Origin of the sequence: Aerococcus sp. UMB1112A (genome assembly GCF_030230715.1) — a bacterium.
Taxonomy (GTDB): domain Bacteria; phylum Bacillota; class Bacilli; order Lactobacillales; family Aerococcaceae; genus Aerococcus.
Window position 1 is genome coordinate 14,840 of record NZ_JASPDS010000008.1, and the last position, 23,613, is coordinate 38,452.

Annotated in this window: 24 protein-coding genes; 2 read left to right on the plus strand and 22 right to left on the minus strand. The window is 47.8% G+C overall.

What is annotated here, in order from left to right; all coding sequences use genetic code 11:
* Positions 1-5: 5 nt before the first annotated feature.
* The 17 genes from QP860_RS05835 to QP860_RS05915 form a co-directional block, all read right to left on the minus strand.
* Positions 6-1,700, minus strand: a complete 1,695-nt coding sequence (locus tag QP860_RS05835) for a DUF4091 domain-containing protein (protein WP_070618193.1) — start codon at positions 1,698-1,700, stop codon at positions 6-8.
* A complete protein-coding gene (locus QP860_RS05840; RefSeq protein WP_284912345.1) occupies positions 1,697-2,365 on the minus strand; it encodes an HAD family hydrolase in 669 nt (222 codons plus the stop codon). Before QP860_RS05840 ends, QP860_RS05835 begins: the two co-directional genes overlap by 4 nt.
* Positions 2,366-2,381: 16 nt before the next feature.
* Entirely contained in the window at positions 2,382-3,272 is an 891-nt protein-coding gene (locus QP860_RS05845) for an ROK family protein (protein WP_284912346.1), read from the minus strand.
* A gap of 18 nt (positions 3,273-3,290) precedes the next feature.
* Positions 3,291-4,340, minus strand: coding sequence for a uroporphyrinogen decarboxylase family protein (locus tag QP860_RS05850; RefSeq protein WP_284912347.1), 1,050 nt, complete (start codon positions 4,338-4,340; stop codon positions 3,291-3,293).
* A 208-nt stretch (positions 4,341-4,548) separates the two neighbouring features.
* Positions 4,549-5,355: a metallophosphoesterase family protein gene (locus QP860_RS05855; RefSeq protein WP_284912348.1), complete on the minus strand. Its 807-nt coding sequence runs from the start codon at positions 5,353-5,355 to the stop codon at positions 4,549-4,551.
* 1 nt (position 5,356) lies between these two features.
* Positions 5,357-6,742, minus strand: coding sequence for a hypothetical protein (locus QP860_RS05860; RefSeq protein WP_284912349.1), 1,386 nt, complete (start codon positions 6,740-6,742; stop codon positions 5,357-5,359).
* A gap of 65 nt (positions 6,743-6,807) precedes the next feature.
* Positions 6,808-7,686 carry a sulfurtransferase gene (locus QP860_RS05865; RefSeq protein ID WP_070618211.1) on the minus strand — a complete coding sequence of 293 codons (879 nt, stop codon included), beginning with the start codon at positions 7,684-7,686 and terminating at the stop codon, positions 6,808-6,810.
* Positions 7,687-7,696: 10 nt separating this feature from the next.
* Entirely contained in the window at positions 7,697-8,659 is a 963-nt protein-coding gene (gene arsS / locus QP860_RS05870) for an arsenosugar biosynthesis radical SAM (seleno)protein ArsS (RefSeq protein WP_070618213.1), read from the minus strand.
* A 12-nt stretch (positions 8,660-8,671) separates the two neighbouring features.
* Complete coding sequence (locus tag QP860_RS05875) at positions 8,672-9,574, minus strand: nucleoside hydrolase (RefSeq protein WP_070618216.1); 903 nt, start codon at positions 9,572-9,574, stop codon at positions 8,672-8,674.
* A 395-nt stretch (positions 9,575-9,969) separates the two neighbouring features.
* On the minus strand, positions 9,970-11,016 hold the full coding sequence (locus QP860_RS05880; protein WP_284912350.1) for a sulfurtransferase: 1,047 nt from the start codon (positions 11,014-11,016) through the stop codon (positions 9,970-9,972).
* Positions 11,017-11,044: 28 nt separating this feature from the next.
* On the minus strand, positions 11,045-11,722 hold the full coding sequence (locus tag QP860_RS05885; protein ID WP_284911267.1) for a TIGR04283 family arsenosugar biosynthesis glycosyltransferase: 678 nt from the start codon (positions 11,720-11,722) through the stop codon (positions 11,045-11,047).
* A gap of 3 nt (positions 11,723-11,725) precedes the next feature.
* The gene (locus QP860_RS05890; protein ID WP_284912351.1) at positions 11,726-12,439 is read right to left on the minus strand and encodes a TVP38/TMEM64 family protein; all 714 of its coding nucleotides are present in this window, start codon (positions 12,437-12,439) and stop codon (positions 11,726-11,728) included.
* Positions 12,440-12,530: 91 nt separating this feature from the next.
* Positions 12,531-13,292 (minus strand): rhodanese-like domain-containing protein, encoded by a 762-nt coding sequence (locus QP860_RS05895; RefSeq protein WP_070618231.1) that lies wholly within the window; start codon positions 13,290-13,292, stop codon positions 12,531-12,533.
* A 21-nt stretch (positions 13,293-13,313) separates the two neighbouring features.
* Positions 13,314-13,550, minus strand: a complete 237-nt coding sequence (locus QP860_RS05900) for a hypothetical protein (RefSeq protein WP_141744586.1) — start codon at positions 13,548-13,550, stop codon at positions 13,314-13,316.
* Positions 13,551-13,568: 18 nt separating this feature from the next.
* Positions 13,569-13,949 (minus strand): glycine/sarcosine/betaine reductase selenoprotein B family protein, encoded by a 381-nt coding sequence (locus QP860_RS05905; RefSeq protein WP_246818925.1) that lies wholly within the window; start codon positions 13,947-13,949, stop codon positions 13,569-13,571.
* Between the two features lie 115 nt (positions 13,950-14,064).
* A complete protein-coding gene (locus QP860_RS05910) occupies positions 14,065-15,573 on the minus strand; it encodes a TIGR04282 family arsenosugar biosynthesis glycosyltransferase (protein ID WP_284912352.1) in 1,509 nt (502 codons plus the stop codon).
* Between the two features lie 602 nt (positions 15,574-16,175).
* On the minus strand, positions 16,176-16,493 hold the full coding sequence (locus tag QP860_RS05915; protein ID WP_070618389.1) for a metal-sulfur cluster assembly factor: 318 nt from the start codon (positions 16,491-16,493) through the stop codon (positions 16,176-16,178).
* A gap of 585 nt (positions 16,494-17,078) precedes the next feature.
* On the opposite strand from QP860_RS05915, the gene QP860_RS05920 reads away from it, so the two are divergent.
* Positions 17,079-17,861, plus strand: a complete 783-nt coding sequence (locus tag QP860_RS05920) for an alpha/beta hydrolase (protein WP_284912353.1) — start codon at positions 17,079-17,081, stop codon at positions 17,859-17,861.
* A gap of 93 nt (positions 17,862-17,954) precedes the next feature.
* Here the strand turns inward: QP860_RS05920 and QP860_RS05925 are convergent, their stop codons facing one another.
* A complete protein-coding gene (locus QP860_RS05925; RefSeq protein ID WP_284912354.1) occupies positions 17,955-18,713 on the minus strand; it encodes a DeoR/GlpR family DNA-binding transcription regulator in 759 nt (252 codons plus the stop codon).
* A gap of 110 nt (positions 18,714-18,823) precedes the next feature.
* Here QP860_RS05925 and manA point away from each other — a divergent pair, with 110 nt between their 5' ends.
* Complete coding sequence (manA, locus tag QP860_RS05930) at positions 18,824-19,774, plus strand: mannose-6-phosphate isomerase, class I (protein WP_284912355.1); 951 nt, start codon at positions 18,824-18,826, stop codon at positions 19,772-19,774.
* Positions 19,775-20,143: 369 nt separating this feature from the next.
* On the opposite strand, the gene QP860_RS05935 is transcribed toward manA, so the two are convergent.
* From QP860_RS05935 to QP860_RS05950, 4 genes are all read right to left on the minus strand, one after another.
* Positions 20,144-20,512 (minus strand): DUF956 family protein, encoded by a 369-nt coding sequence (locus QP860_RS05935; protein WP_284912356.1) that lies wholly within the window; start codon positions 20,510-20,512, stop codon positions 20,144-20,146.
* A gap of 138 nt (positions 20,513-20,650) precedes the next feature.
* Entirely contained in the window at positions 20,651-21,562 is a 912-nt protein-coding gene (locus QP860_RS05940; RefSeq protein ID WP_284911204.1) for a PTS system mannose/fructose/sorbose family transporter subunit IID, read from the minus strand.
* Between the two features lie 17 nt (positions 21,563-21,579).
* Positions 21,580-22,392: a PTS mannose/fructose/sorbose transporter subunit IIC gene (locus QP860_RS05945; protein WP_284912357.1), complete on the minus strand. Its 813-nt coding sequence runs from the start codon at positions 22,390-22,392 to the stop codon at positions 21,580-21,582.
* A 28-nt stretch (positions 22,393-22,420) separates the two neighbouring features.
* Positions 22,421-23,413: a PTS sugar transporter subunit IIB gene (locus QP860_RS05950; protein WP_284912358.1), complete on the minus strand. Its 993-nt coding sequence runs from the start codon at positions 23,411-23,413 to the stop codon at positions 22,421-22,423.
* Positions 23,414-23,613 lie beyond the last annotated feature (200 nt).

Here is a 23,613-nt window from a genome sequence, read left to right on the forward strand (position 1 = left end):
TCGTTTTATTTCTTCTCTAACAAGGCGAGGCAGTCCCGCTTGATCGTCTGTAATAAAGCAAAGTCATCTTGGTAATGTGTATCAATCGTATCCTTCTCTGAATCATAGGTCATTTGACGAATATCCCCCGTCAAGCGCTGGACCTGGGCTTGTACCTGGTCTTCTCCGACCTCAGCCTCAATGGCCTTAAAGAAGCGATAATCTTGCAAGCCAAAAACCAGCTGTTTCCAACGCAAACTAAATTCAGGCTTGCCGTTAGCGCCAGGATAAACAAAGAACATATCACCGGCTGCCCACTTGTAGGTCTTATAGCGGATATCGCGGTTGGGATTGGCAGTCCACAAGCAATAATTCCAACGCAAGAAACCCTTCACCCCGAAAGCATAGGTCAGATAGCCGACCAAACGTGATTCCATTAAGGGACTGCGGACAAAGACATTCAAATTTTGAGGGAAGCAGCAGGAATACCAAGTCATCTCTGCCCGCTTCTGCCAAATTTGTGAATCTGGATCATCCAGCTTATCAATCAGAATTGAAGAGATGGCTGAGTTACTTTCAAAGTTTCCTTGGTAAGCCTCTAAGAAATCGCTATGTAGGCAGGCATGCTTGAAGCTGATGGCTTCCTTACTGGCTGAAGAGAGAAAGTCTTCAAATTTCGCAAAGCGGTCGGGATCATTAGGTTCGTCTGAAATCACCTTCACCCGGTCCCAGAGACCACGGTCTTGCATGTGGTCAAAGACGAGTCCCAGATAGGTTTTTAACTCGGCCTTGGTGCGCAGGTAGCTCACTGTCCCCTGGTCTTCGTCATAGACTTGGACACGGATTGGGTCCTCATAATCGACAAGGGGATTGCCGAAAGCATAGGCATCCCAATTCCCTAGGAGGCCAAAGAGGTTGATTTCTTCTGCCATCCCATAGCTCAAGCAGAGGTCCAGATAGCGGTCGAGCGCGGTGAAGTCAGCCACTAATTCCCCCTCACGGCGACTGAGGCCAACAATCTTATATTCAAAGAGGCTGCTAGGATTATCGCTCACCTGGTAGCAAGCCTGGCCAGCCCAGGCATAGTCAGAAATCACCAAGTCACAAACTTTCTGGCCCGCTTCCGCAAGTGGTTGGATATAGTTTTCAATCAGTTTAAAGTGGTCATCGGACCAGAGCGGCACTTCATAATAGCGAGCAAGGGCCGTCAAATGTTGCCAGAGATCAAGGAAGAAGGGCTGGTCTTCGGGATAGGCATAGTCAGCCACTTCAACGATGAGAGAGGTCTGACTCACCAAGTCTTCATCTTCGAAGCCCTTCCGATAATAAAGCTTGGCTTGAACTTCATGCTTGCCGGGACGTGTCCCCTTCAAGTCCACCCAGAGGCAGTGGGTCCCCCGGTCTAAGAAGGCCGCTTCCCGGTGGAGGATACGGTCCTTCTTGTATTGCTGGTCATCATCAAGGACTGCCCCTTCAAAACTCAGCCGCCCTTCCAAGCCTTCCGGTAAAACCAAGGCTAGGCGGTAAGAGCCAGTTAAACCATTCCAAGGCAGGCTGGTATCCCTATTCAAATTGACCCAGGATTTCTGGTCCAGGTCGAGGGCTAACTGCGCCCCACCCTGCTCATCCTGGAGAAAAAAAAGATCCTCGAGCCTCTCTTCATCTGCCATCGATTGGTTGCCAAACTGGCGAATCGTCGGTTGCAAAAATTTTAAAGTCATAAAGACCTCCATTCTTCATCCATCAAGTAAGGAATAACTTCATCAATCTGATCCAAGCACAGGCAGGCCTGGTCTCTCATCTGGGGACTGGCCGGCAATAAATCGGGAATAAGCACCGTATCGAGGCCAGATGCTCGGGCTGACAGGAAGCCTGATTCAGAATCTTCAAAAACCAAAGCGGCTTCCCTAGCTATCCCTGCCCGCTTCAGAGCTTCTTCATAGACATCCGGATAGGGCTTAGAGCGCTCAATATCTTCCCCGCATACATAGGCTTCAAAATAGGGCTGGATACCTGTCGTTTCCGTCATCGTCAGCACATTATAGCGGGTCGAAGCGGAGGTGATATAAGAGACATAGCCCTGATCTTTGGCGAAGGCTAGCAATTTTTCAACGCCAGGTTTTAGCTGCAAGCGTCCTGCCGCAACGCCCTCTCTGAAAGTTGCCAGAGCCTGGTCAAAAATTTCCTGCCCCTGGCTCGGGCCAGCTAAGTCTTGCAGGCGGCTCAGGGTATAGCGCCAGCCCCGGCCCGCATAAGCCGCATGGTCTTCCTTAGAATAAGGATAACCATGGGCTAGGAGAGCGGCCTGCCGAGTTTCAAAATATAGGGCCTCCGTATCAATCAAGAGCCCATCCATATCAAAGAATAAGTGTGTCTTTTGCGTCAATAGCTTCTTTCCTTCCCTAGTCAATTAAAGCCGCCGCCCCCAAGAGGCCATTGTTTTCACCCAGCGAGCTGGCAGATATATGGTCTAGCACATGGGCTTGGTCGGGGAAGAGCATAGGCTCTAAGGCTTCCTTACAAGCCTGCAAGTAGCCAGCCTGCTCTAAAATCACCGAGCCACCAAGAACAATTTCCGCTGGATCGAGCACACAGATAATCTGATAGAGGGACCATGCCAAGACTTCTGCCCCCTCCTGGATGACCTCCTGGGCTTGCCGGTCGCCGGCTTGGGCCAGGTTAAAGATGTCAACCGTGGCTAAGTCGGGACGATCTAGGAGCTGCCGTCCCCGGTCTTGAATGCCTGTTCCTGACGCCAGGTGCTGAACTAAACACTCCAGATTCCGGTAAGAGACGGGGACTAGCGCCGTTTCCCCTGCAAAGCCGGAGCCGCGTATCATCTGACCATGAACAAAGCTCTGTGAGGAAATCCCGGTGGACACGGTTACATAGCTAAAGGTCTCTTCTGGGTCGCGCTGGGCCAGCTGGTATTCTGCTAGAGCCGCGACTGCCACATCATTATCGATACGAATGGGCAGGTCGAAAGATTCCTCTAAACGGTCCACAATCGGAAAATTTGCCCAAGGAATCATCATTTGATAGACCGCAATCCCACGGTCTCGGTCCACCTTACCGGGAATACCTAAACCAATCCCCCGTACGCTGGCCTTCCCTGCTTCCTGGAGAGCTCTTTGGATTAATTCCTTCACGAGGTCAAACAAGTCTTCCCTCCCGAGTCCAGAAATTTTGCGATAATACTTCTTAACAATTTCTAGTTGGTCATTAACGAGCGCAACAGAAAGCTTGCTGCCGCCAATATCGACACCAATGCGATAAGCTCCTGCCTGCGTCATAGATAACTCCTCCTTTTTCTACTTACTAGTCACTTGCCCAAAACGACGGGCGGCATCCATATAGGCATGGATATTCTCCAAGGGACTCTCCGCCGGGACATCACAGCCAGGAGCCAGCACAAAGCGCATGGGATCTGTCCCCATGCAGGCATAGGCCGCTTCTACCGCCTGGCTAATGCTTTGAGGATCACCCTGCCAGAGCAAATCAACGGGAGCGATATTCCCTTGAACTTGCAAGTGGTCAGCCAAAATTTCCTTAGCCTTGGCTAAATCAACCACCTGGTCCACGCTGAAAGCATCGACCCCTGTCTCTACTACATCCGCTAAAATTTTTTCCGTTTGCCCACAAATATGTAAGGCCACAAAAGATTCTTTTTGGTGGATGTAGTTCACGAGTTCTTGGGTATAGCCTTGGGCAAATTGACGGTAGACCCGCGGACTAATCAAGCTACCCGAAGCCACAGGGTCAGAAAGAGAAATATAAGTCCCTTCGAGCTGACTAAACTGGTCCACTACATCCTTTAAAATCGCCAAGACTCTGTTAAGCAGGGCGTTGAGTTCATCTTTTTGCTTGCGGGTGGCCCGAAGCAATTTCTCTGGGGCAATAAGCCCAGCAGCTGCTGTAAAGGGGGCCGGCATATGGATCCGGCAGTAGACCTGGCCATCCGTTTCTTCCTGGATAATTTTCACCGCTTGGAACACTTTTTGCTGGCCAAGATCGTTGTCAAAATGAACCGCATCATAGGGTAAGCAGTCGAGATCAGCCAAATCATCCAGAGCGTAGCGGCTAACTGAAGCCGGGGCATCCTCAGCCACTTTCACTTCCGTCCCCAAAAGCTTGGTGAAATTCTTAGTAGAGTAAATCAAAGAAACCGCATCGTGACCAAATGTTTGGTAAGAAGCCACGAGCTTCTTAGCCAAAGCCTCAGCAGAGGATTCAGATTCTTGGTAGGTCATGCCTACTAATTTTGCAGCGATTAGGTTGTCATAAAGAATGACTGGGGCCCGGTCAACACTCTGCCCATTCTTAAGCGCCTGATATCTTTCAACTGCTGTCATTTGATCCATTATGAAACCGCCTACCTTTTTGCTATGATACCTTATCTTAGCATATTTTCATAAAGCTTAACATCAAAAAACTTCCGCTTTACTCAAGTTATTAAAGACTTGGCGAATAGATGCGCAAAGGGAGACTCGTGCCCTGAATCAATCTTTCTCTATAAGAAACTGCTGCTGCCGACCCTGATGGCCAGAGCTGATCAAAATCAGACATAAATTAATCTAAATCGTAGGCCACCCTTAGCAATTCCACATATACGTGATTCATTTTTTTGGAATAAATAGCATCTGGATGGGCAACTTGCCCCAAACGGATAATTAGACCCGCCGGATCCCCAGCTAAAGTCCCCATACCTGCAGATCCATTATTGATAACTAAAGTTGCCTTGCCTTCATAAATAACTTGGGAACAAGTGTGGGTACAGGCAATGACATCGATTTGATAGCTCTCCATAAAAGCTTCAAGTTCCTGTTGCCGACCTGGCTCTTGTAGGGACTCTGCTGAACACCCCCAACCTGCTAAAAACTTTTCATCCCCATGCAAGACAAGGAGACGTAAGCCATAAACTGTAAAAACTTGGACTTTACCGAGATTTTGAAAAGAATCTACTGGTATTTGAGACTCCCTCACCATTTCCTTAAGCCTTTTATGAATGGCATTTGACCGACTTACCGCTGCATCTGAAGTTGACGACGGATAAGCACATCCACAGCCAATTTCTTGGTCGCCAGTTCTCAAGAGTTCAGCTTCTACATTGCCTAGCGACCGATAGTGGCAGTTAAGCCGCTCTTCCAAATCTTGGAAAAGGTCTGGGTCACAATCGAACCAGTGAGTATCCCCATTAAAACATAGAGATACCGGCTCAGGATCCCTGACTTGCATAGCCTCAATCTCATCCAAGGCATAGGGATTTCCATAGAGGCCGCCAATAATGTAAAGTCCTTTATCGTGATCTGGAAAATCTTTTTCATAGACCTTCTCTTCTATGGCGTAATCGCTTGGACAAAGTCTTCCTGGTCTCATATTATTCGACTCCTTTACTTTGAAATTTTTCTAAGAGTCCTGGCAAAAGATAGCCTAAAGTGCAAAGGATCAAGCCGTAAACATTGGTCCCTAAAAGCAAGGCGCTATCTCCAGCCCCAATAGCAAAGATACTTGGGACAAGCCCAAAAGTATAAAGCAAACCAATTATGATACCTATCCAAAAGCTCAGTTGGAAGCTCCACTTATTTGTTGGCACAAAACCATGAAGGCAAAAAATAGGCGCAAAGCCCATAACCATGGTGCCACTGATGGTTGTTGCACTAAGGATGCTTGTTCCAAAAAACATGGGTAAATTCCCCAAGATTGCAAAAAGCACCATAGTCAGCATCGCAATAAATCGTGTTTTTTTCTTAGTCAAGCGAATACCCAGCAAATGAGGCACGTCAATAGCAGATAATTTCGCAATACTTGAAAGCGCAGAATCAAGAGTCGACCCCGCTGAAGACACCATAATCCCTGCCATAATAACAAGGGCGGCAGTTCCCAGTGACTGGGCAACAGCTACTGGAATATTATCCGTTAAAGCCATCCCCTCCATCTTGGCGTAGATGCCAACAAAAGAGAAAAGCACAATCGATACGAAACCCGCTAGGCCCGCTATGATAAAAGCCTTGAGCATCTTCTTCTCATCTGAGATAAAGCCCCGGTCAGTTAAAACTGGGTCATGGAAAGGATAGCTAAAAATTTGAACAGCAGATACTAAAAGCATGTCTACTCCCCCTAGCAAAGTCCAATTCCCTGACTGAACATAATCAGTCATCGGACGATTAGGCAGCACCAATGCAAAAACAGCCACCATAAAAATAATAAAAATGATACTTTGAATCATATCGGTTACAATCGCACTCCGCAAACCACCACGGACAGAATAAGCTAGGGTAATTACGGAAAATATCACAGAGGCAAGTATAAAGGGAGTAGATCCCGACGCCCCAAAATAACCACCTACTACTGAGGTATTCGACCAAATCTCATTGAATAAGCGTGTAAAAATTGCCAAAGTAAAGAAAATTCCCGCCCAAGGGCCATAATTATGATTGAGAAAAGGAATAATCCCTTTTGCTCCAAATTTTTTACGTAAACGGTAGATAACAAAACCAGCTAAGGGAATACATAGCCAATAAGTTGCGTAGGCAAAGCCTCCCACAATTCCATACTGAGCCCCTAAATTAGCTGCATTAGTTACTGATTTAGCAAAAATCCAACTAATAAAAATGGTTGCTGTTAGTAAGGGGAGCGAAGAATCCTTACCTTCCTTATTCGTTCCTCTAAAATACCCACTGAAATCAACAAACTTTGGCGATAATAAAAACATCAAAATAGCATAAATCGTAAGAAAGGCCCACATCACTTCATTACTCGTCATAAACTTCTCCTTTTTAATTCAATAAAAGCCAGAGCAGACAAACTCTGGCTTGACTAACATTATACTTATACTTCCAAGGGCTTATCTGTCTGCGTGGCCCATTCCATCAAGGAGCCGTCATACATGGCAACCTGGTCTTGACCAAGATAATTCAGAACAGCTCGGAGCCAGCAAGCCGCAATCCCAAAACCGCAATAGGTAATGACGCGCTTATCAGGATCGAGCACAGCAAAGTCTGCAAAGACCTGCCGCAAATCTTTTTCAGGCAAGAGCGCGCCTGTCTCAGGATCAGATAAGGACCCGAAGAAGACATTAACTGCGGATGGAATGTGTCCCACTCGGTCGTCACCGAAGCCAGCAAATTCCCCCTCGTATTGGGCCTTAGGAAGACTATCTAAGATCACAACGCTCGGATCTTCGACGGCTGCTTCCACTTCCGTCAGATCAGCAAGCAGGTCTTCTCGACGTTGCAAGCTTAGCTGGCCCTGCTTGCTTTCAGGTATTTCTTCTGTTAGGGCCCGACCTTCACGCTCCCACTTATTCAAGCCCCCCTCAAGGATAGCAATTTGTTTTTCGGGAAAGCCCTCATAAGCCAGCTGCCAGGCCAAGCGTGCCGCCCACATATTCGCTGTAAAATCCGCGCCGACTTGGGCTCCACTGTCATAGATAACAACCTGGCTATCTTCAGCAATCCCCAAGTCTTCCATATTTTTCACGAAAGGCTCATGGGCAGTGACTTGGAAGGGAATCGGGTCATGACTTGCTGCTTCAGCCAGTTGGTCATAGAAGACAGCCCCTGGTAAATGTTTGGCCGCATACTGGTCCTTACCAGAGCGCAAGAACTCTCCTTCTGGATCATTAAAGAAAACGGTAGCATCCACCAAAACTAAGTTTGGATCGGCTAGCTGACTCGCTAATTCTTCAGTTGATACAATATTTTTCATCAAAAACCTCCTACGCTTCAGCCAAGGCGACTTGGGCTGGACATTCTGTCGTCAATTCGCCTCCACAAGATGAACCAAAACCAGCTGTACAGCCATAACAATAATCGCGGAAGAGGATCTCCCGTCCAAGATCTTCTTTATCAATCACATCGGTAATTGTATCTCCCGTACTAATCGGCAGGTTAGACATTTGATGGAAGTCACAATCATAGAGTTGGCCGTCGTAACCCACTGACAGCTGGGACCGGCACATCAGATTAGGTACCGTCACGGGATTAAAGGCATTGCGAAGGATATCCATATACTCGTCATAATAGTCCATATCATTTAGGAAATCTTCAAAGTAGCCCATAGGCAGGTTGGTAATGGTATATAGATTCGTAAATTCAATGCCATACTGACCTAAGTGGTTGCGATAGTCTACCGCCAAGGCGTTTTGCTCTGGGGGTAAAGTGGCCCCTAGCGGATTATGGACGAGGTTTAAAGGTCGGTCTTTATCAATGCCATAGCCATAAGAATTCAGTTCTTGGAGGACCTTGATTAACTTCTTAAAGACCCCGCTACCGCGTACGACATCCACATTGTCTTCAGTGTAACAAGGCATCGAAATAAAAATCGTCACAGGATATTTTTGATAGAACTCACGCATTCTTTTATTCAAAAAAGTCCCATTCGTTCGGACAATCACTTCGTCCACATAGGGAGCCCCTTTCTCTGCCAGATAGGTGAAGCCTGGGTGCATAGTAGGTTCTCCCCCTGTAATATCCAGGGTCGTCACTTCATCATGGGCCTTGAGAAATTCAATGCAGGCATCCATAATCTCGGGCGACATCATTTCATTCTTCGAGTCGCGCATCACGTGACAGTGCCGGCAACGCAGGTTACATACCTTACCAATATTCACTTGCAGAGTAGTAATCGCTGAGGTTTTCCGGTATTCAGGTTCGATCCGGTCAATAAAATCACTTGACATTATTTTCTCCTTTCATTTTTGCTGATCATCGAGGGACAACCAAGTCTGGTAGAGATGATCTTTTAGTGCCTCTTTTTTAGTAATTCTAGGTGTCGTGACCAGCGTCTGCTGGTAAGGCTTAGTCACCACATACTGGGTCGGGTCCTGGCTCGGGCAGTGAAGGCGTCCTCGAGCTAGGCCTTCTACACTCAGCCAATATCTCTCTTGGTCTAAAGAAAAGTATTCTGGATGAACGAGGCAGGCCGCTGCCAGGCTATCCCAGTTATAGAAGCCTTTGATGCCATACTCTAAGTCATTATCGCGAAACCAAGGCGCTGAATATTTTTGAATCATTTGGACAATAGGGCCTTCCACTCGGTCGAAAGCTGCTTCATATTGCTCCTGGGTAAAGAGCAGGTCCAAGCAATGATTGCCTGTCATGACACGGACATTATGCCCCTTGGTTAAGACTTGATAGGCAGCTTGAGGATCACAGGAGAAATTCAATTCCAACATTTCCTGCTTGGCGAAGTTCAGGGGCGCCGTAGTGCCTCCCATCAAGCTAAAACCAGCAACTTGATCAAAGAAATCTGGATTAAGAAGAGAAGCTCCCATAAGATTCGTCAGAGATCCTGTCGCCAAGACATACAAGTCTCCTGCATATTGGGCAGCCAAATCAGCCAGAAGACGACTAGCTGGATTGAGATAATCGCCACAAGCCTGACCGCCCTTAGCATAGGGCAGATCAAGCTGAAGCGTCTCTAGGAGATGCTGGGTATCCCGGTCCACCAGGTCGATCCCCTTATTCCCGAACGTCGATGTCACAGCGATCAGCTCCACTTCAGGACAGCCTAATAAATAAAGCAGCGCCATCCCATCATCCACATCACGATTAGCCGTAAAAAAAGTATTGTCAAAATCAATGGCTACTTTCATCGGTTAAACCCTTTCTAGACCTAGCCTTTATCCCAGCAATGATCATTTGGAAGAGGCTTAGAGCAAGTAGAAGCAAATAGTAGAGATAGTAGGTTTCCAATTGGTCGAAGGTCCAGAATAAACTATAGAACGTAAAGGCTAAAGTCAAGACTAGCGCTCCATAGGCTGATCGCCGTTTGTAACGAAGCAGAAGTATAACGGCCACTATAAGACACAAGCTAGGCAGTATCCAGGTCCAAAAATCATGATAAAGTTCAGCTTTCCTTGAACGATAGAGTACTGACCGCATAAAATTCAAATGATTCGCGTAAAAACCACTAACTTGCGTCATTAAAAAGAGCGCGAGAACTTGTAAGCCACGCAAACTTGCGATCACTAGCTGGACAGGCCTTGACTTAATCAAGGATTTCCACATCATTTCCGCGGGGATCTCCTACTTGTACCGGGTACTTGCTTGGATTTTTTTGATGGTTTAAATTCCATTCATACCAACCCCCATCTTGGACCGAAATATCATGCCAGCCTGCTTGTTTAGCAACAAAGAAGGCTGTAGTATTACGCCAGCCTGTTCCACAATAGAATGTTACCGGTTTATCTTGACTAATTCCCCATTCTTCCCAATCAGCAAATACTGCTTGTGGCTCACGAATTGTGCCATCTTCATTGGTTAGATAGTTGACGTCAGCTGCTGTTTCGCTGGCTTTGGCCCAGACTGCTCCTTTGATCTCGCCTGCCTTGTCAATGTAGTCATAACCTGATGTTTCACCAATAAACTCAGGCCAAGAGCGAACGGAAGCAATCACCAAGTTTGGTTGGGACTCCTTAGCTGCTAGGAGGTCATCCGACGTCTTAATATAGGCTTCGGGCCGACCTGGATAATCCCCGCCAAAATCTTTAGCTGCGGTAACTTGAGGACTTTCCTCAGTAAGTTCATAACCTGCCTTCTCCCAGGCTGCTTTACCACCGTCAATAATGTGCACTTCATCTACACCCAGGTAGTAAGCGGCAAAGGCCACACGGGAAGCCGCATTGACATCCTCACCATAAACAAAAAGTGGTGTATCCTTGCTTACCCCCTTAGCGAGAAAGGCTTTGACCAAGTCATCATCTGCTAAGAGATTCCAATCACTCTCTTCTGTCTCAATCTCCATCGTATCCATGAGTTGAGCACCTGGCAGGTGGCCTTTTTTGTAGGCTGCATCACCATAACCTGCCTCTAGAATCTTGGCTGTATCCTGCTGGTCAATCTGGTCTTTAGCCCAAGCGGCATCCACAAAAATATCCTCTTTCTTGCTTTCGCCTGCTTTGACCAGATGGGTCTCCTCTTTTGAAGGAGGGGCTGGTTGCGTTGAGTCGCTAGCTGTTGAACTTTGCCCTTGGCAAGCCCCTAAAAGAAAACTAGCTAGTCCACATACTGCTAAAATTTTTTTAGTCCAATGCATCTAATCTTCCTCTCTTCTTCTCAATTACTTATTTATCGCGGTAAAATTTTTGAATACTTTCAATCGACTTTCCCTGCCTGAATAGGGCTTGGGCTCTTTGCATCTTAAATAGGGTTCTCAGATAGCCCTTAGCTTCAAAGCGTCTCGCTGAGGTATAGATCTTCTGCTCTGCCACCCGGCAATAAACACCAGCCTCCTTGGCCCGAATCGAAAGATCATAGTCTTCCATTAACGGGTAGGAACGAAAGCCTCCCAAAGCCTGGTAAAAATCGCGGCGCATATGCATGCCCTGGTCTCCAAAGGCAATATGGCGGTGACTTAGCCGCCAATTGGATCCTGCTGCAATCAGACGCATCCGCCAATCCTCACTGGTAAAGCGCAAGGGAAAGGCAGCAAAGGGGACTTCCTGACCATTCTTTTGTACCTCCTTAAGAGGGCAAGTTTTAAAGAAAGAATCTGCATGCAGAAAGAATAAGATTTCACCCTGACTGGCAAGCACACCTGTATGAAGCTGTTGCCCCCGCCCCGGCTGGGAGTTAACGACTGAGTAGCCTGCCGCCCTGATTAAATGGGCTGTACCGTCCCGGCTGCCCCCATCCACGAAGATCAGCTCATGCGGAATATCTGGATTAAACACCTCTAAATGATCAAACAATTGATCCAGTTGGTTTCGCTCATTAAAAACAGGAATGATAATACTAATCATCAGCTAGTTAAGGGATTCCTTTTTCTTCTTGCGGTCGGTATAGACCCGGCGCAGGAGGGCAACTAAGACGCTCAAAGCGAATAGGATCAACAGACCCGTCACAAGCTTCTGAGCGCCACCTGTCAACATACCACCTACATAAGAATAAATAATGGTCGCCGGTAATTGACCGATCCCTGTGGCAATAAAATAACCCCAAAAGCCCATCGATGTTAAGCCTGCTGCATAAGATACAATATCAAAGGACATAAAGGGCAGCAAGCGGGCCACTAGGATGGTCTGCATGCCATAGCGGTCAAAAAAGTTTTCGATGCTTTCTAAGCCCCGCTTAGTCGTAAAGCGAACAACCACATCACGCCCTAAGATGCGGGCAATGTAAAAGCATAGGGCAGCCCCCACCATCGCACTCGACCATGACAAGATAGCTCCCTGCCACCAACCAAAGAGATTGGCATTGGTCACCGTAATCAAGAAAGCAGGGAGCGGGGCGATCACTGCCGTTAAAACCATTAGGAAAAATGAAATAAGTGCCGCATAGCCCCCGTATGAATCGATAAATTCGCGCACTTCATCAAAATTCCCCGTTGCAAACATCTTAAAGACCTGGTTGATCCATTCCCTAACTGGGGGGATCAGGAAATAAATAGCCAGGCAAAGGACCACAATACCTAGCAATAACCAGCGTCGCTTACTGGCTTCGTTAGTTTTCTTCGTCATCTGTCTCCTCCATCTTCCAATAAAAAGAGCGACCCAATCTAAGAAACTGGGCCGCCTAAAATTAACTACCCAACTAGATCAGAGACTTAAATTATTTCTCTGACAAATCAAAGCCGTCCCATTCCTTAGTACCTTCTGTGGCATTGATGGTGTTGTAACCTTCATCTGTTAGGGCTTGAGCGATAGTATTTGATTTATTACCGGAGTAGCAGTAAGTCAAGATAGTTTTATCTTTAGGAATATCAGCTTTCTTCGCATCCAAGTCGTCAACTTCGATATTTACTGCCCCTTTAACGTGGCCTTTATCGTAGTCCTTAGCCTTACGTGCATCGATGATGTAGTATTCGCCATCATTGTTGTCAACCATTTCTTGGAATTTGTCTCCTAGCACATAGCCAACTTGAGTCATTGTTGAATAGTCATGGTCTTTAACCCCGTCAGCATTGTAAACTTCTTCAAAGCCGTTTTTAGCCAAGATGTCTGCCCCTTCCTGGCTCTTGTTCCCAGTGTTGCAGATCGTTACTACATTTTCTTTTTTATAGTTGCTTAAACGGTCGAGGTTATTTTCAAGTTCATCGACAGGGATATTGATGGCCCATTTCACATGGCCTTCTTTGTATTCATCTTCTGGACGAACGTCGATGACGAGGTAGTCTTCTTTCTTCTTGTCATCAGCTAAAGCTTCGTCGAGCTCTTCGCCGGATATAGTTTTAACTTCAGCCGCTTGGTCAGCTGTAGCTTCTGTTTGAGCATCATTTGAACCGCTAGAAGCAGAGTCTGTGTTATCTGCACAAGCAGCTAGTGACAATGAAGTAAGAGCAGTTAAACTGAGTAATAATAATTTTTTTGACATAATTTTTTCTCCTTTAAATTTTTAAATTTCCCATTTCTTCAATTCTTCGGCACCGCCATGAATGGCAAAATCGAGCAGAGCGGTGAGGCCCTGGCGTTCGGTTTCTAAGTCAAAAGCTTGCCCCGCAAAAGTATGGCCCAAGGCAAAGGGAGTCTCAAGCATGCGAGGTGGGCGGGCTTTTTCCGCCACATTAGGCAGGTGCATCATGGAAGCCGTGCGTATGCCCCGGCTTTCAATTTCGCGCTGAATCAGCCCCACGGACTGGTGGCAAATATATCAGCCAGGAGACAGCAAGGCAATATCGACCTGGTCCTCCTGCAATTGGTCAGCGATAGCAGGTGCCGTCTTATTCATGAGCTTCTTAACCTGGGGGATGTAGCCCATCAAACCGAAGTGGTGAGGAGCTACTTCTCCAATCTTACCCTCCCTAGCGAATTGCCGGAGGATATCCAGGGGGAAGACCAAGTTAATATCTTCGAGGGCATCTCGAATATCATAGTGTTCGTGGTTTACCGTAAGGTCCTCATAGTCCACATCTCCGGGAATAATACGGAAAGTTGGATCTCCCTTCTTCGTCTCAAAAGGCGGATCCGTCTTCAAGCGGACCCCCGCCGTGGTAATGAAAGCAACTCGGGCTTCATCTAGTGCCTTATCCATATGCGCAATTTTGGGTGCCGAATTGATGGTCACGACCATGTGCTGGGCGACACGACTAATAACAACTTCTTTTAAACTTCGGCGATTTTTTTTAACGATAAAAATCCTCCTTTCTTTATCCAGGCAATCTTTTAGCGATATAGTCTTCAATCATCTGGATGAAGTCAGTACTTAAAAAGCGTGAAATGACCTGGTAAGTTTCCTGGTTACGCGCCAATTTATCAGCTTTATTATATTGCACATAGGCCATGGCGCACCAAGTCAAGCCCCGCAGGCAAGTGAAGACCAAGTACTGGTCGAGCTTAGCCTGGTCAATCGCAATCGGAGAGTGGGCATCATAGGCCCGGATGAAGCTTTCTAAAGACTGGTCATCATAGAGGTAGTCAGTCTTCCAAAGCGTCGTTGTCGGCGCTAAGAAATGTCCCAAATCCTGTTCACGTTCCCCAATCAGCGGCTTCTCCCAGTCAATGACATAGGACTGGTCGCCTGGGTTGATCAGGAAATTAGAGGCATTGAGTTCCGTATTAATGATACAAGGATTAACAAGCTGGGCGCTGTGGTCATAGACCTTTAAGCCATCTAAGAGCCGCTGAATCCGCTGAGTCACTTCCTCCGACCGCCCCTCCCAGGACCGGTAGTGGGCAAACATGGTCTCAAACTCTTCATACATCACCACAAAGGGTTGGCCCGCATAAATGAGATGGTCTGCCTGCTTAGGATCTTGTTGGTGAATTTGCGCCAATAATTCCGCTGCAATCTGGCTATCCGTCTCATAGTCCAGCTGGCGACCAGGCAGGAAGGCTTCCACTAAATAACCCGCCCCAATCAAGGGGTGGTAGTCACAAAGCGCCAAGGGTTTGGGCGTTACGCCACTCGCTTCGAGCGCCTTCAAAGCCCCGTACTCATACTGGATCTGCTGGTCGAGATGCAATTGTGAGCCCAAAGCAATCCGCAACAATTTCCTGCCTTGGTCAAAGATAAAATTGGCATTATATTCCCCTTGGGCTAGGAAAGTCGCCTCAGGGTCCCCCGTCAAGATAGCCGCAATATCTTCTTTATCATCAATATCACGGATGGCTGGCAGGAGTTCATAACTGATCCCGGCTTGGTCAGCATGTGAAAGCGTCGCCGCCAAAACAGAGGTATGGCCATAACTTTCCAGGGCAAATAGGTCGGGATAATAGGCGGACATGCCGATCAGCCCATAGCCCCCATCCAAGCTAGGCGCCAAAACCAAGTCGCAGGAATCCAAATAAGTGAAGGCTTGGTCGACCTGGCTAGTAGATAAATCATAAAGATCTGACCCCATAAGAGCCACCTGGTCATAACCCCGGTTGAAACCATCTCGAATCGCCCGAGACATACGTTCACCTAGGCTATCGCCCTCCTGCCAAAACACCGCTTCCTGGTCAAGGTTTAAAAAGTCACCCAAGTCATAGCCGGCTTGGTCAGCCGTTAGCCAGAAACAGAGGTCTGCTTGGCTCGCCTTAGCCCGCTGATAATTCATCTCTAAGAGATACTGGCTAAGCGCTTGGGTTTGATCGACCGTCAAGAAATCAGACAGACGACTCTTCGTCTCGCCTTTCAGTGGCAAGCGAGTCATTATAATTAATAGTTTTTTCATAGCTTTTGTATGTAAAGGTTTCCATATAAACAAAAAAGGTGCTGACAGCAAATGCCAACACCCCTTTGAATTATGGATACCCGCCGGTAATTTGTTGAATGATGCGGCGACGAAACCTCTTCGCATACTAAATAAGCCACTAACTTTCTTATTTACTATGCCCCACAAGCAAGCTCATAATATCCCCATTAGAAAAGTGTATAGCATTTACCAGATGTCTTCCTAGCATCTTTTTATAGACTCACTGTACATACATGATAAATGCCCCCCTCTCTAATGTATTCACTCAAACGTTACCATAATCACAAGAAAAAGGCAACTATTGTTGCCCTTTATAGAAAATTTTTTTATTACTTTAAAGATAAGAAAAGCCCTCAATCGGATCGGTAATGGGGGGGATCCAATATGAGGGCCTGGCGCAGTCGCCAACTCTTTCAGTAAAGAACAGCCTAACAAGTAGGAAGCGCAAGGAAATCGACTATCAAAGTTGGAGAAAAACTTTTATCTTCCTAAAACGGTCTTTTAATTTGTGATGGTAGTAATCGAGTAACTGTTAGCAGGGTTCTTTACTGAATGGAACTGGCGACCTCGGTCGGTTCAGTCTAACGGAGACCCAGCGCAATCCGCGCATAACGCGTTAAACGGTCCGGGCTCCAAACAGGCTGCCAAACTAATTCCACTTTAACATCCTGAATAAGTTCAATCTCTCGGAGCCTGTCCATCAGGGTCTGGAAAATCACATCGGCTAAGGGACAGCCTGGCATAGTGAGGGTCATCCGCACCCACAAGTGCCCGTCTCCGTCATAGAGCAGGTCATAAATCAAGCCTAAATTATAAATATCAATTCCAAGCTCCGGATCGATCACTTCCTGGCAGGCGGCCAACACGTCTTCATAGAGCTCCGGATCCCGCAAGCTCAGTTCAGTGAACTCACTAGGATCTGCGAAGCGTTCCGAATTCGTTGCTGCCGCATAGTTCTCGTTCCAATCCTGGTTTTCGGCCAATTGCTCTTCAATTTCTTCCTTAATCGAGAGGGGGAGGGCCTCTTCATTCCCCATTTCTAGTTTATCTTTATCGATGGTCATAGGAATCGCCTCCAATTCTTATTCAGCTAAGTAGACAGTTTACGCGAGCTAGGTGCGATTTTCAAGTTAGATAGGAAAAAAGCGCCCGCAAACAAATGCGAGCGCTCGGTAGATACGAGTTAGTCTGGCTAAGAACTTGAGACGAGGTTAAAAATAGGCATAAAAAACCCAGCATCCTCAAATTCTCGAACTAAAGCTCATTAAAAAGGCGCATTTACACGTGTTTGCTAAACTAGCGTCATTCAACTGTACTCATAGCCTAACCATGTAAATACCCCCACTCTTATCTAGTGATACTATTAACAATATACAATACTTTAATGGATTTAGCAAGTCAAAAATGCCCAGAAAGCAAGGAGGAGGACTGGTCAAGGCAATTTTGTTATAATGGAGTCAAAGCAAACTAAAGGAGGAAAATACATGACCCGACTACACGCGACCTTCTATTCTGATACCCTACGCATGGATATGCACCTCAATATCCTTGTCCCTCAAAACTGTGAGCGCACCCCTGAAGCCATCCGGCAAAAGCGCCGTCCCCCCTACCGTGTCCTCTATCTCTTACACGGCCTGTCCAGTAATGAGGACGGCTGGTTACGGTTCACCTCGCTTGAACGCTATGCCCGCGACCTCGACCTGGTGATCGTGATGCCGACTACCCACCGCGGCTTCTACATGAACACGGCTAAGTCCTATGCCTATAGCGACTTTATCAGCCTGGAACTGCCTGCCTATATCCAAAACCTACTGCCCGTTTCAAGCAAGCGGGAAGATACCTTCATCGCAGGGGCTTCCATGGGCGGTTATGGTGCCCTCAAGGCGGCCTTCACTTATCCTGAGCAATACGGCTATGTGGCCTCCCTATCTGGCGTCACCGACCTCTCCGCCCGCTACCAAGAAGGCCCTGATCCTAAGTCGCCCTTTGAATTCGACCTCCTCTACGGCGGCCAAGATCCCAAGGGCACTGACAAAGACATCTACCAGCTGGTGGACCAGGCCATAGAAGCTGATATCGACCTGCCTAAAGTCTTCCTCACTTGCGGTCGCGAAGATGAACTTCTTGGACAAAACCATGATTTCAGAGATCGCTATCAAGACCAGCTCCAGCTCAGCTTCCAAGAAGCAGACGGCGGCCACGGTTGGGACTACTGGGACACCCACATCCAAGACGTCCTCGACTGGCTCCCCACCTTGTCCGATTAATCAAGCAGGCAAAAGCGCATGAATATAAGCAAGAGCTGCCACTCCTCAACCTAGAAGTAGCTGCTCTTGCTTTTTATCATTATTTTAGCCAAGCTATTCCTCTTCAGCCGGCACTTGGACCAAATCCACCCCTGCCTGATCTAGGGCCTGGGCAATATTTTGGGGAATGCCGCTATCCGTATAGACCCGGTCAACCTCCTCCAAACGAAATTGTAGGATGCCTTGGCTGTTGGTAAATTTAGAAGAATCCATCAACACATTAATCTCTTGGGCAGACTCGGCCAGGGTCCGGGCCGCATCGATCCGTGCAACATCAACCCCGGTAAAACCCTTTTTGAGGTCAAAACCGTCCATTCCCATAAAAAAATGTTGGACCTGGAAGTAGGAGGCAATTTCGCGCAGGAAGGGGCCCACGCAGACCTGGGAGTCCTTCTGGTATTCCCCACCCAGGAGAATGAGCTTCACGCTAGGAGACTTACGCACAAAGGAGGCAATAAAGGTCGAGTTGGTGATAATCGTGATGTCGCGGTTTTCAAAGGCGAGAATTTCTGCTAGAAGAGCGCAGGTACCTCCCGATTCAATCATCACGGTATCCCCATCGTGGATGGCTGCCGCTGCCCGCTTGGCGATCCGGTGCTTGAGGTCATAGTTCACTGCCAGACGGTAATTCATATCCGCGCTAGAGCTGACCACCGCATAGCCGTGCTGTCGGCTCAGGATCCCCCGCTCTTCCAAACGATCCAAGTCTTTCCGAATGGTTACCTTGGAGACTTGGAAGTGGTCTGCCAATTCATTCACAGATACCTTGCGTTTCTGGCTCACCCATTCCACAATCGCATCTTGTCTCTTCATTGCTTCTTCCTCCTTCTATCGCTTTTCCATTTTGCCAGCTTAGACACCCTTTCAATCCCTCCTTAAAGTACGTATAATAGGAGACACAAGCCTTTGAAAGGAGTCTTAGCATGGACCTCATATTTCTCGACGCCTACCTCCAAGAAAAGATCTGGGGCGGGCAAAAATTAAAAGATATCTATCATTTCCAATTGCCTTCTGACCATACCGGAGAGGCTTGGATCATCTCCGGCCACCCCCACGGCCCGTCGCGTGTCCATTCACCCCAAGCCTATGCTGGTATGACCTTAGCTGAGCTCTACCAAGACCAGCCAGAACTCTTCGGCCAGCCTGAAGATACTAACTTCCCCCTCCTGGTAAAGATTCTTGACGCCAAGGAGGACCTCTCTGTTCAAGTCCATCCCGATGACAATTATGCCTGGACCCATGAAGGGGAACTTGGGAAGACCGAATGTTGGTATGTCATCGCTGCGGATGAAGGAACGGAGATTGTCTATGGCCACCGCGCCAAGAGCCGTGAAGAATTTCTACAAATGGCTGGCGAAGGCCAGTGGGATAAGCTCCTCAAACGCCTTCCGATTAAAGCAGGCGACTTCTTCCCTGTGCCAGCTGGAACCATCCATGCCATCGGGGGCGGGGCCCTTATTCTAGAGACCCAGCAGAGCTCCGACACTACCTACCGGGTTTATGATTATGACCGCAAAGATAAGGATGAGCAGAAACGGCAACTCCACCTAGACCAAGCGGCCGATGTTACACATTTTCCCAGCCAAGATACCCTGGCCCAACCCAACACAGAAATCCAGGAAGGCGGGCAAATCACAGAGCTTTGGGATAATCCCCACTTCACCGTCTACCGCTGGCAAGTCAAGGAGGAAATCCAGGTCGATACCTCTAGCCATCCTTACAGCTTGGTTAGCCTCATCCAGGGCCAGGCCCAAATCGAAGCTGATGGTAAGACCTACAACATCCTAGCCGGCCAGTCCTTCATCATCCCGCATGCTATCCAGAGCGTTAAACTCCGAGGTAAGGCAAGCCTGATCTGCTCGCATCCCAATTAGAACAGGGTGTGAGGTCGCGCGGGTAGAAGTGGACCTCTGGAGCAAAGAGGCATAGAAGGCTGCAAGCCTTCGAAGACTCTTTGTGAAGAGGAACCACTTCTGCGCGACCGAACCCGACTATAGGGTGCGAGAGAATGCGGAAGAAAGGGACCTCTGGAGTAAAAGGCTAGAGAAGGCTGAAGGCCTTCGACGGACTTTTATGAAGAGGAGCCCTTTCTGCATCCTCGAACCCGACTAGAACAGGGGGTGAGGAGAAGTTATTTCTGCAATTTTGAACCCAACTACAAACTATAACTATTCGAAGGTCAGCTAGTTACAGATATCGTATGCTTGATCTGATTCAGACCTAAGCGACTTTTTGTCACACTCTCATTTCTTCCTCCAGCCCAAAGCCCGCTTAACCACTTCAAAGAAAGAGAGTGAGCGGACAATCCGATCGGCTGGTACATACTCGCGCACTTGGCGCAACAAAGCCTTGGCATCTTTAGCCGCAAAGCTGAAGCTGCCGGCTTTTTTTGTTTGGATGGCAAAGCGGGGAATCCAACGGCCAGAGAAAAGGAGGGAAACCACCACATAATCAATCTCCTCCCAGGGAATTTGGATAAAGTTGGCAGGATTGCGGTCGTCATAGAATTCAAAAGCTGCATTACCTAAGAGAATCTTACCATAATCTGTCATCCCTAAAAACGATGTTGCCTTGGTCACATAGACGACCTCTTGGTTCAAAGACTGTACCATAGAAACTCCTTTCCGATACTTAACAGCAGGGACAAAAATTAAGAAAGTCCTGGATCACTGAAACAAAGGAGGAGCCAGGCAAAGGCGTGCCCTCAGTTTGTAGCGTGGAGACCAGGACTAACTGTTGAAATTTTTTAATTACATGAGCCCAATGACATGGAGGATAACCCCCGCTGCGAAAAGACCCAGAATAATCACGATTGGTGAGACCTTCTTATTCAATAACCACATACAGAAGAGGGTCAGTAAGAGCCCCGCCAAACCAGGAATCAAGCTATCCAAGTTATCTTGGAGGGTGGTTACCTTAGTCGGATCGAGCGATAGGCCTTGAGCCTGTTGTTCTAAAGCGACCTTAATGCCTTCTGCACCGGCAGGGAGTTTATCCCATTCAATATATGCCCCTTGGTCGAGAGGAACCTCTGATACAACTGGAGTAAAGGAGATCGCTACCCAACGGTTAACCAAAGAGCCGAGGATGAACATCCCCAGAATCGAAGCCCCCTTGGTAATGTCTTGAAGTAAACCGCCTGACAAGTCTTCAGTAATCTTAGATCCTGCCTTATAGCCGAATTCCTGGGTATACCACATGAAGCCCAAACGAATAGCATTCCAAGCCACGAAATAAATGATTGGGCCGAGGATATTGCCCCCCATGGCCAGTGATGCGGCTAGGGCCCCAATAATTGGCTTCACAGTGAACCAAAAGACCGGGTCTCCGATCCCTGCTAAAGGACCCATCATCCCTACTTTAACTCCTTGGATAGCGACATCATCGACAGGTGCCCCATTAGCTCGTTCTTCTTCTAAGGCCAGAGTTACCCCAAGGATCGGTGAAGCCACATAAGGGTGGGTATTAAAGAATTCCAAGTGCCGCTGTAAGGCTTTTGCTTGTTCGTCTTTCGTCTTATAGAGTTTACGGATAGCTGGGATCATTGAGAAGACCCAGCCACCATTCTGCATCCGTTCATAGTTCCAAGAACCTTGGAGATAGGTAGACCGTAGCCAGATGGAAATCCGGTCACGTTTCGATAGTTTAACGCCTTCTGCCATTACGAATTCTCCTTTCTTTAATAGTCATCAATCAAGTCGCCGACAGGGTCCCCGGTATGTTTAGGTCCGGATTGGCCGTTCGACGACCCGCCCATTTTAGAGAGTTGGAGGTAAAGTAAAGCGAGCGCGATACCAATCGCCCCAAGCCCAATCAAGGTCAGCTCCTGGATCGTAGCGAGAACGAAACCGATGGCAAAGAAAGGCCAAACTTCCCGGGTAACCATCATATTGATCACCATAGCATAACCTACAGCAACCACCATGCCCCCGCCAATGGACAGACCATCTGTCAACCAGTCGGGCATAGCCAAGAGAAGCTCACGCACAGGACCTGCCCCGATAGCTAGGATCAGAGCAGCAGGGATGGCGATCCGCACCCCTTGCATGACAATCGCGATCATATGCCAGATCTCTACTTTACGAACGTTCCCTTCAGCAGCGGCCCCGTCCATAATATGGACAATCCCAGTTGCTAGGGTCCGGCAGATAATGGTCAAAAGTAGACCCGCCACAGCTAGAGGGACGGCCAAGGCAATGGCTGAACCAATTCCAGCTTGACCCTGCCCCCCTAGGACCAAGATAATAGCTGATGCCACAGCGGCTAGGGCCGCATCCGGAGCAACCGCTGCCCCAATATTAGCCCAACCCAAGGCGATCATCTGTAAGGAACCACCTAGCATCAGACAGGGTCCTAGCTGGCCACTTACGAGACCAATCAAAGTGCAGGCAATCACAGGTTGGTGAAAATGCCAGGCATCCAAGATCCCCTCGGTACCAGCTAAGAAGGCAATAAAGATAATTAAAATAATTTGGATAATATTTAAATCCATGAGAATGTTCCCTCCTTAAGCGTTTATTTTATGCATTCTGCTTGTCAATTTCTTTCTGAGCTTGCTGTAAGATACTGTCTATGTTGTCGCCTTGATCTGCAGGCACCTTACGCACATCAAAGCGCAGGCCTTGATCTTTCAAAGCTTGGAAGGTGTCAATATCGTCTTGACTGAAGGCCAAGACTTTATTGGGTTGGACCTTCCCCTTGCTGTGAGCCATAGAACCCACATTAATTTCTTCCAGTGGGACGCCGCCTTCAACTACCCGCAAGACATCTTGGGGATTTTCAAAAAGCAAGAGCGCCCGTTCCTTACCGAAGTGTTCTTGGTCTTTACCGATCTTAATCATCTGGTCAATCGGAATCACGTGAGCCTTAATTCCAGATGGGGCCGCCTGCTTGATCAGTTGGGTTCGCAGCTCATCCTTAGCTACCGCATCCGATACCACAATAATCCGCGTGGGATGAGTAGCCCGGGTCCAACCTGTCGCGACCTGACCGTGCAAGAGCCGGGAATCGATCCGAGCCAGGACAAAATCCATCTGCCCAGGACTCCCCACCTGACCACTGCTGGCAGGAGTCTCTTCAGCCTGGACTTGCTCTGTCTCTTCTTCATCTTTCGCCAAGCCTTCCGGTAGGGGTTTGACCCCTTCTTTAGCCGTTGCTAGGATATGCCCGGCAATCTCCTGGGCCGTCTCCATGGAAAAGCGTGAAGCGTAAGCCTCGATCACCATGGGCAGGTTCATCCCGGACACAATGGCCCAGCTGTCTTCGTGGCCTTCAAAGAGATTGCTGGCCTGGTTGAAGGGAGTCCCTCCCCACAAATCAACTAAAAACAATACCTGGTCAGGATCAGAAAACGATGCGATAGCTTCTTCCATTTTGGCCCGCACATCGTCGGGGCCTTCAGAAGGCAGCAGGGTCACTGCCGCTACATCTTCTTGGTCGCCAAAAATCATGGCACCCGATTGCAAAATACCATTCGCAAACTCACCGTGACTGGCGAGGATAATTCCAACCATCTCAATACCTCCTTGGTCAATTAATATAAATATAATAAGTCAATGAAAACGATTACTGATCTATTATACCTTTTTTAAACTGTCCTTTCAAGGCCAAATCCCTTTCGTTTACCACGATTTCGTAAGTCTATTGTCTTTCTAAAGAAACAAGCCTTGATCAACACTGCAATTGAACAGCTCCTTCGCTATAAAATTTGGTC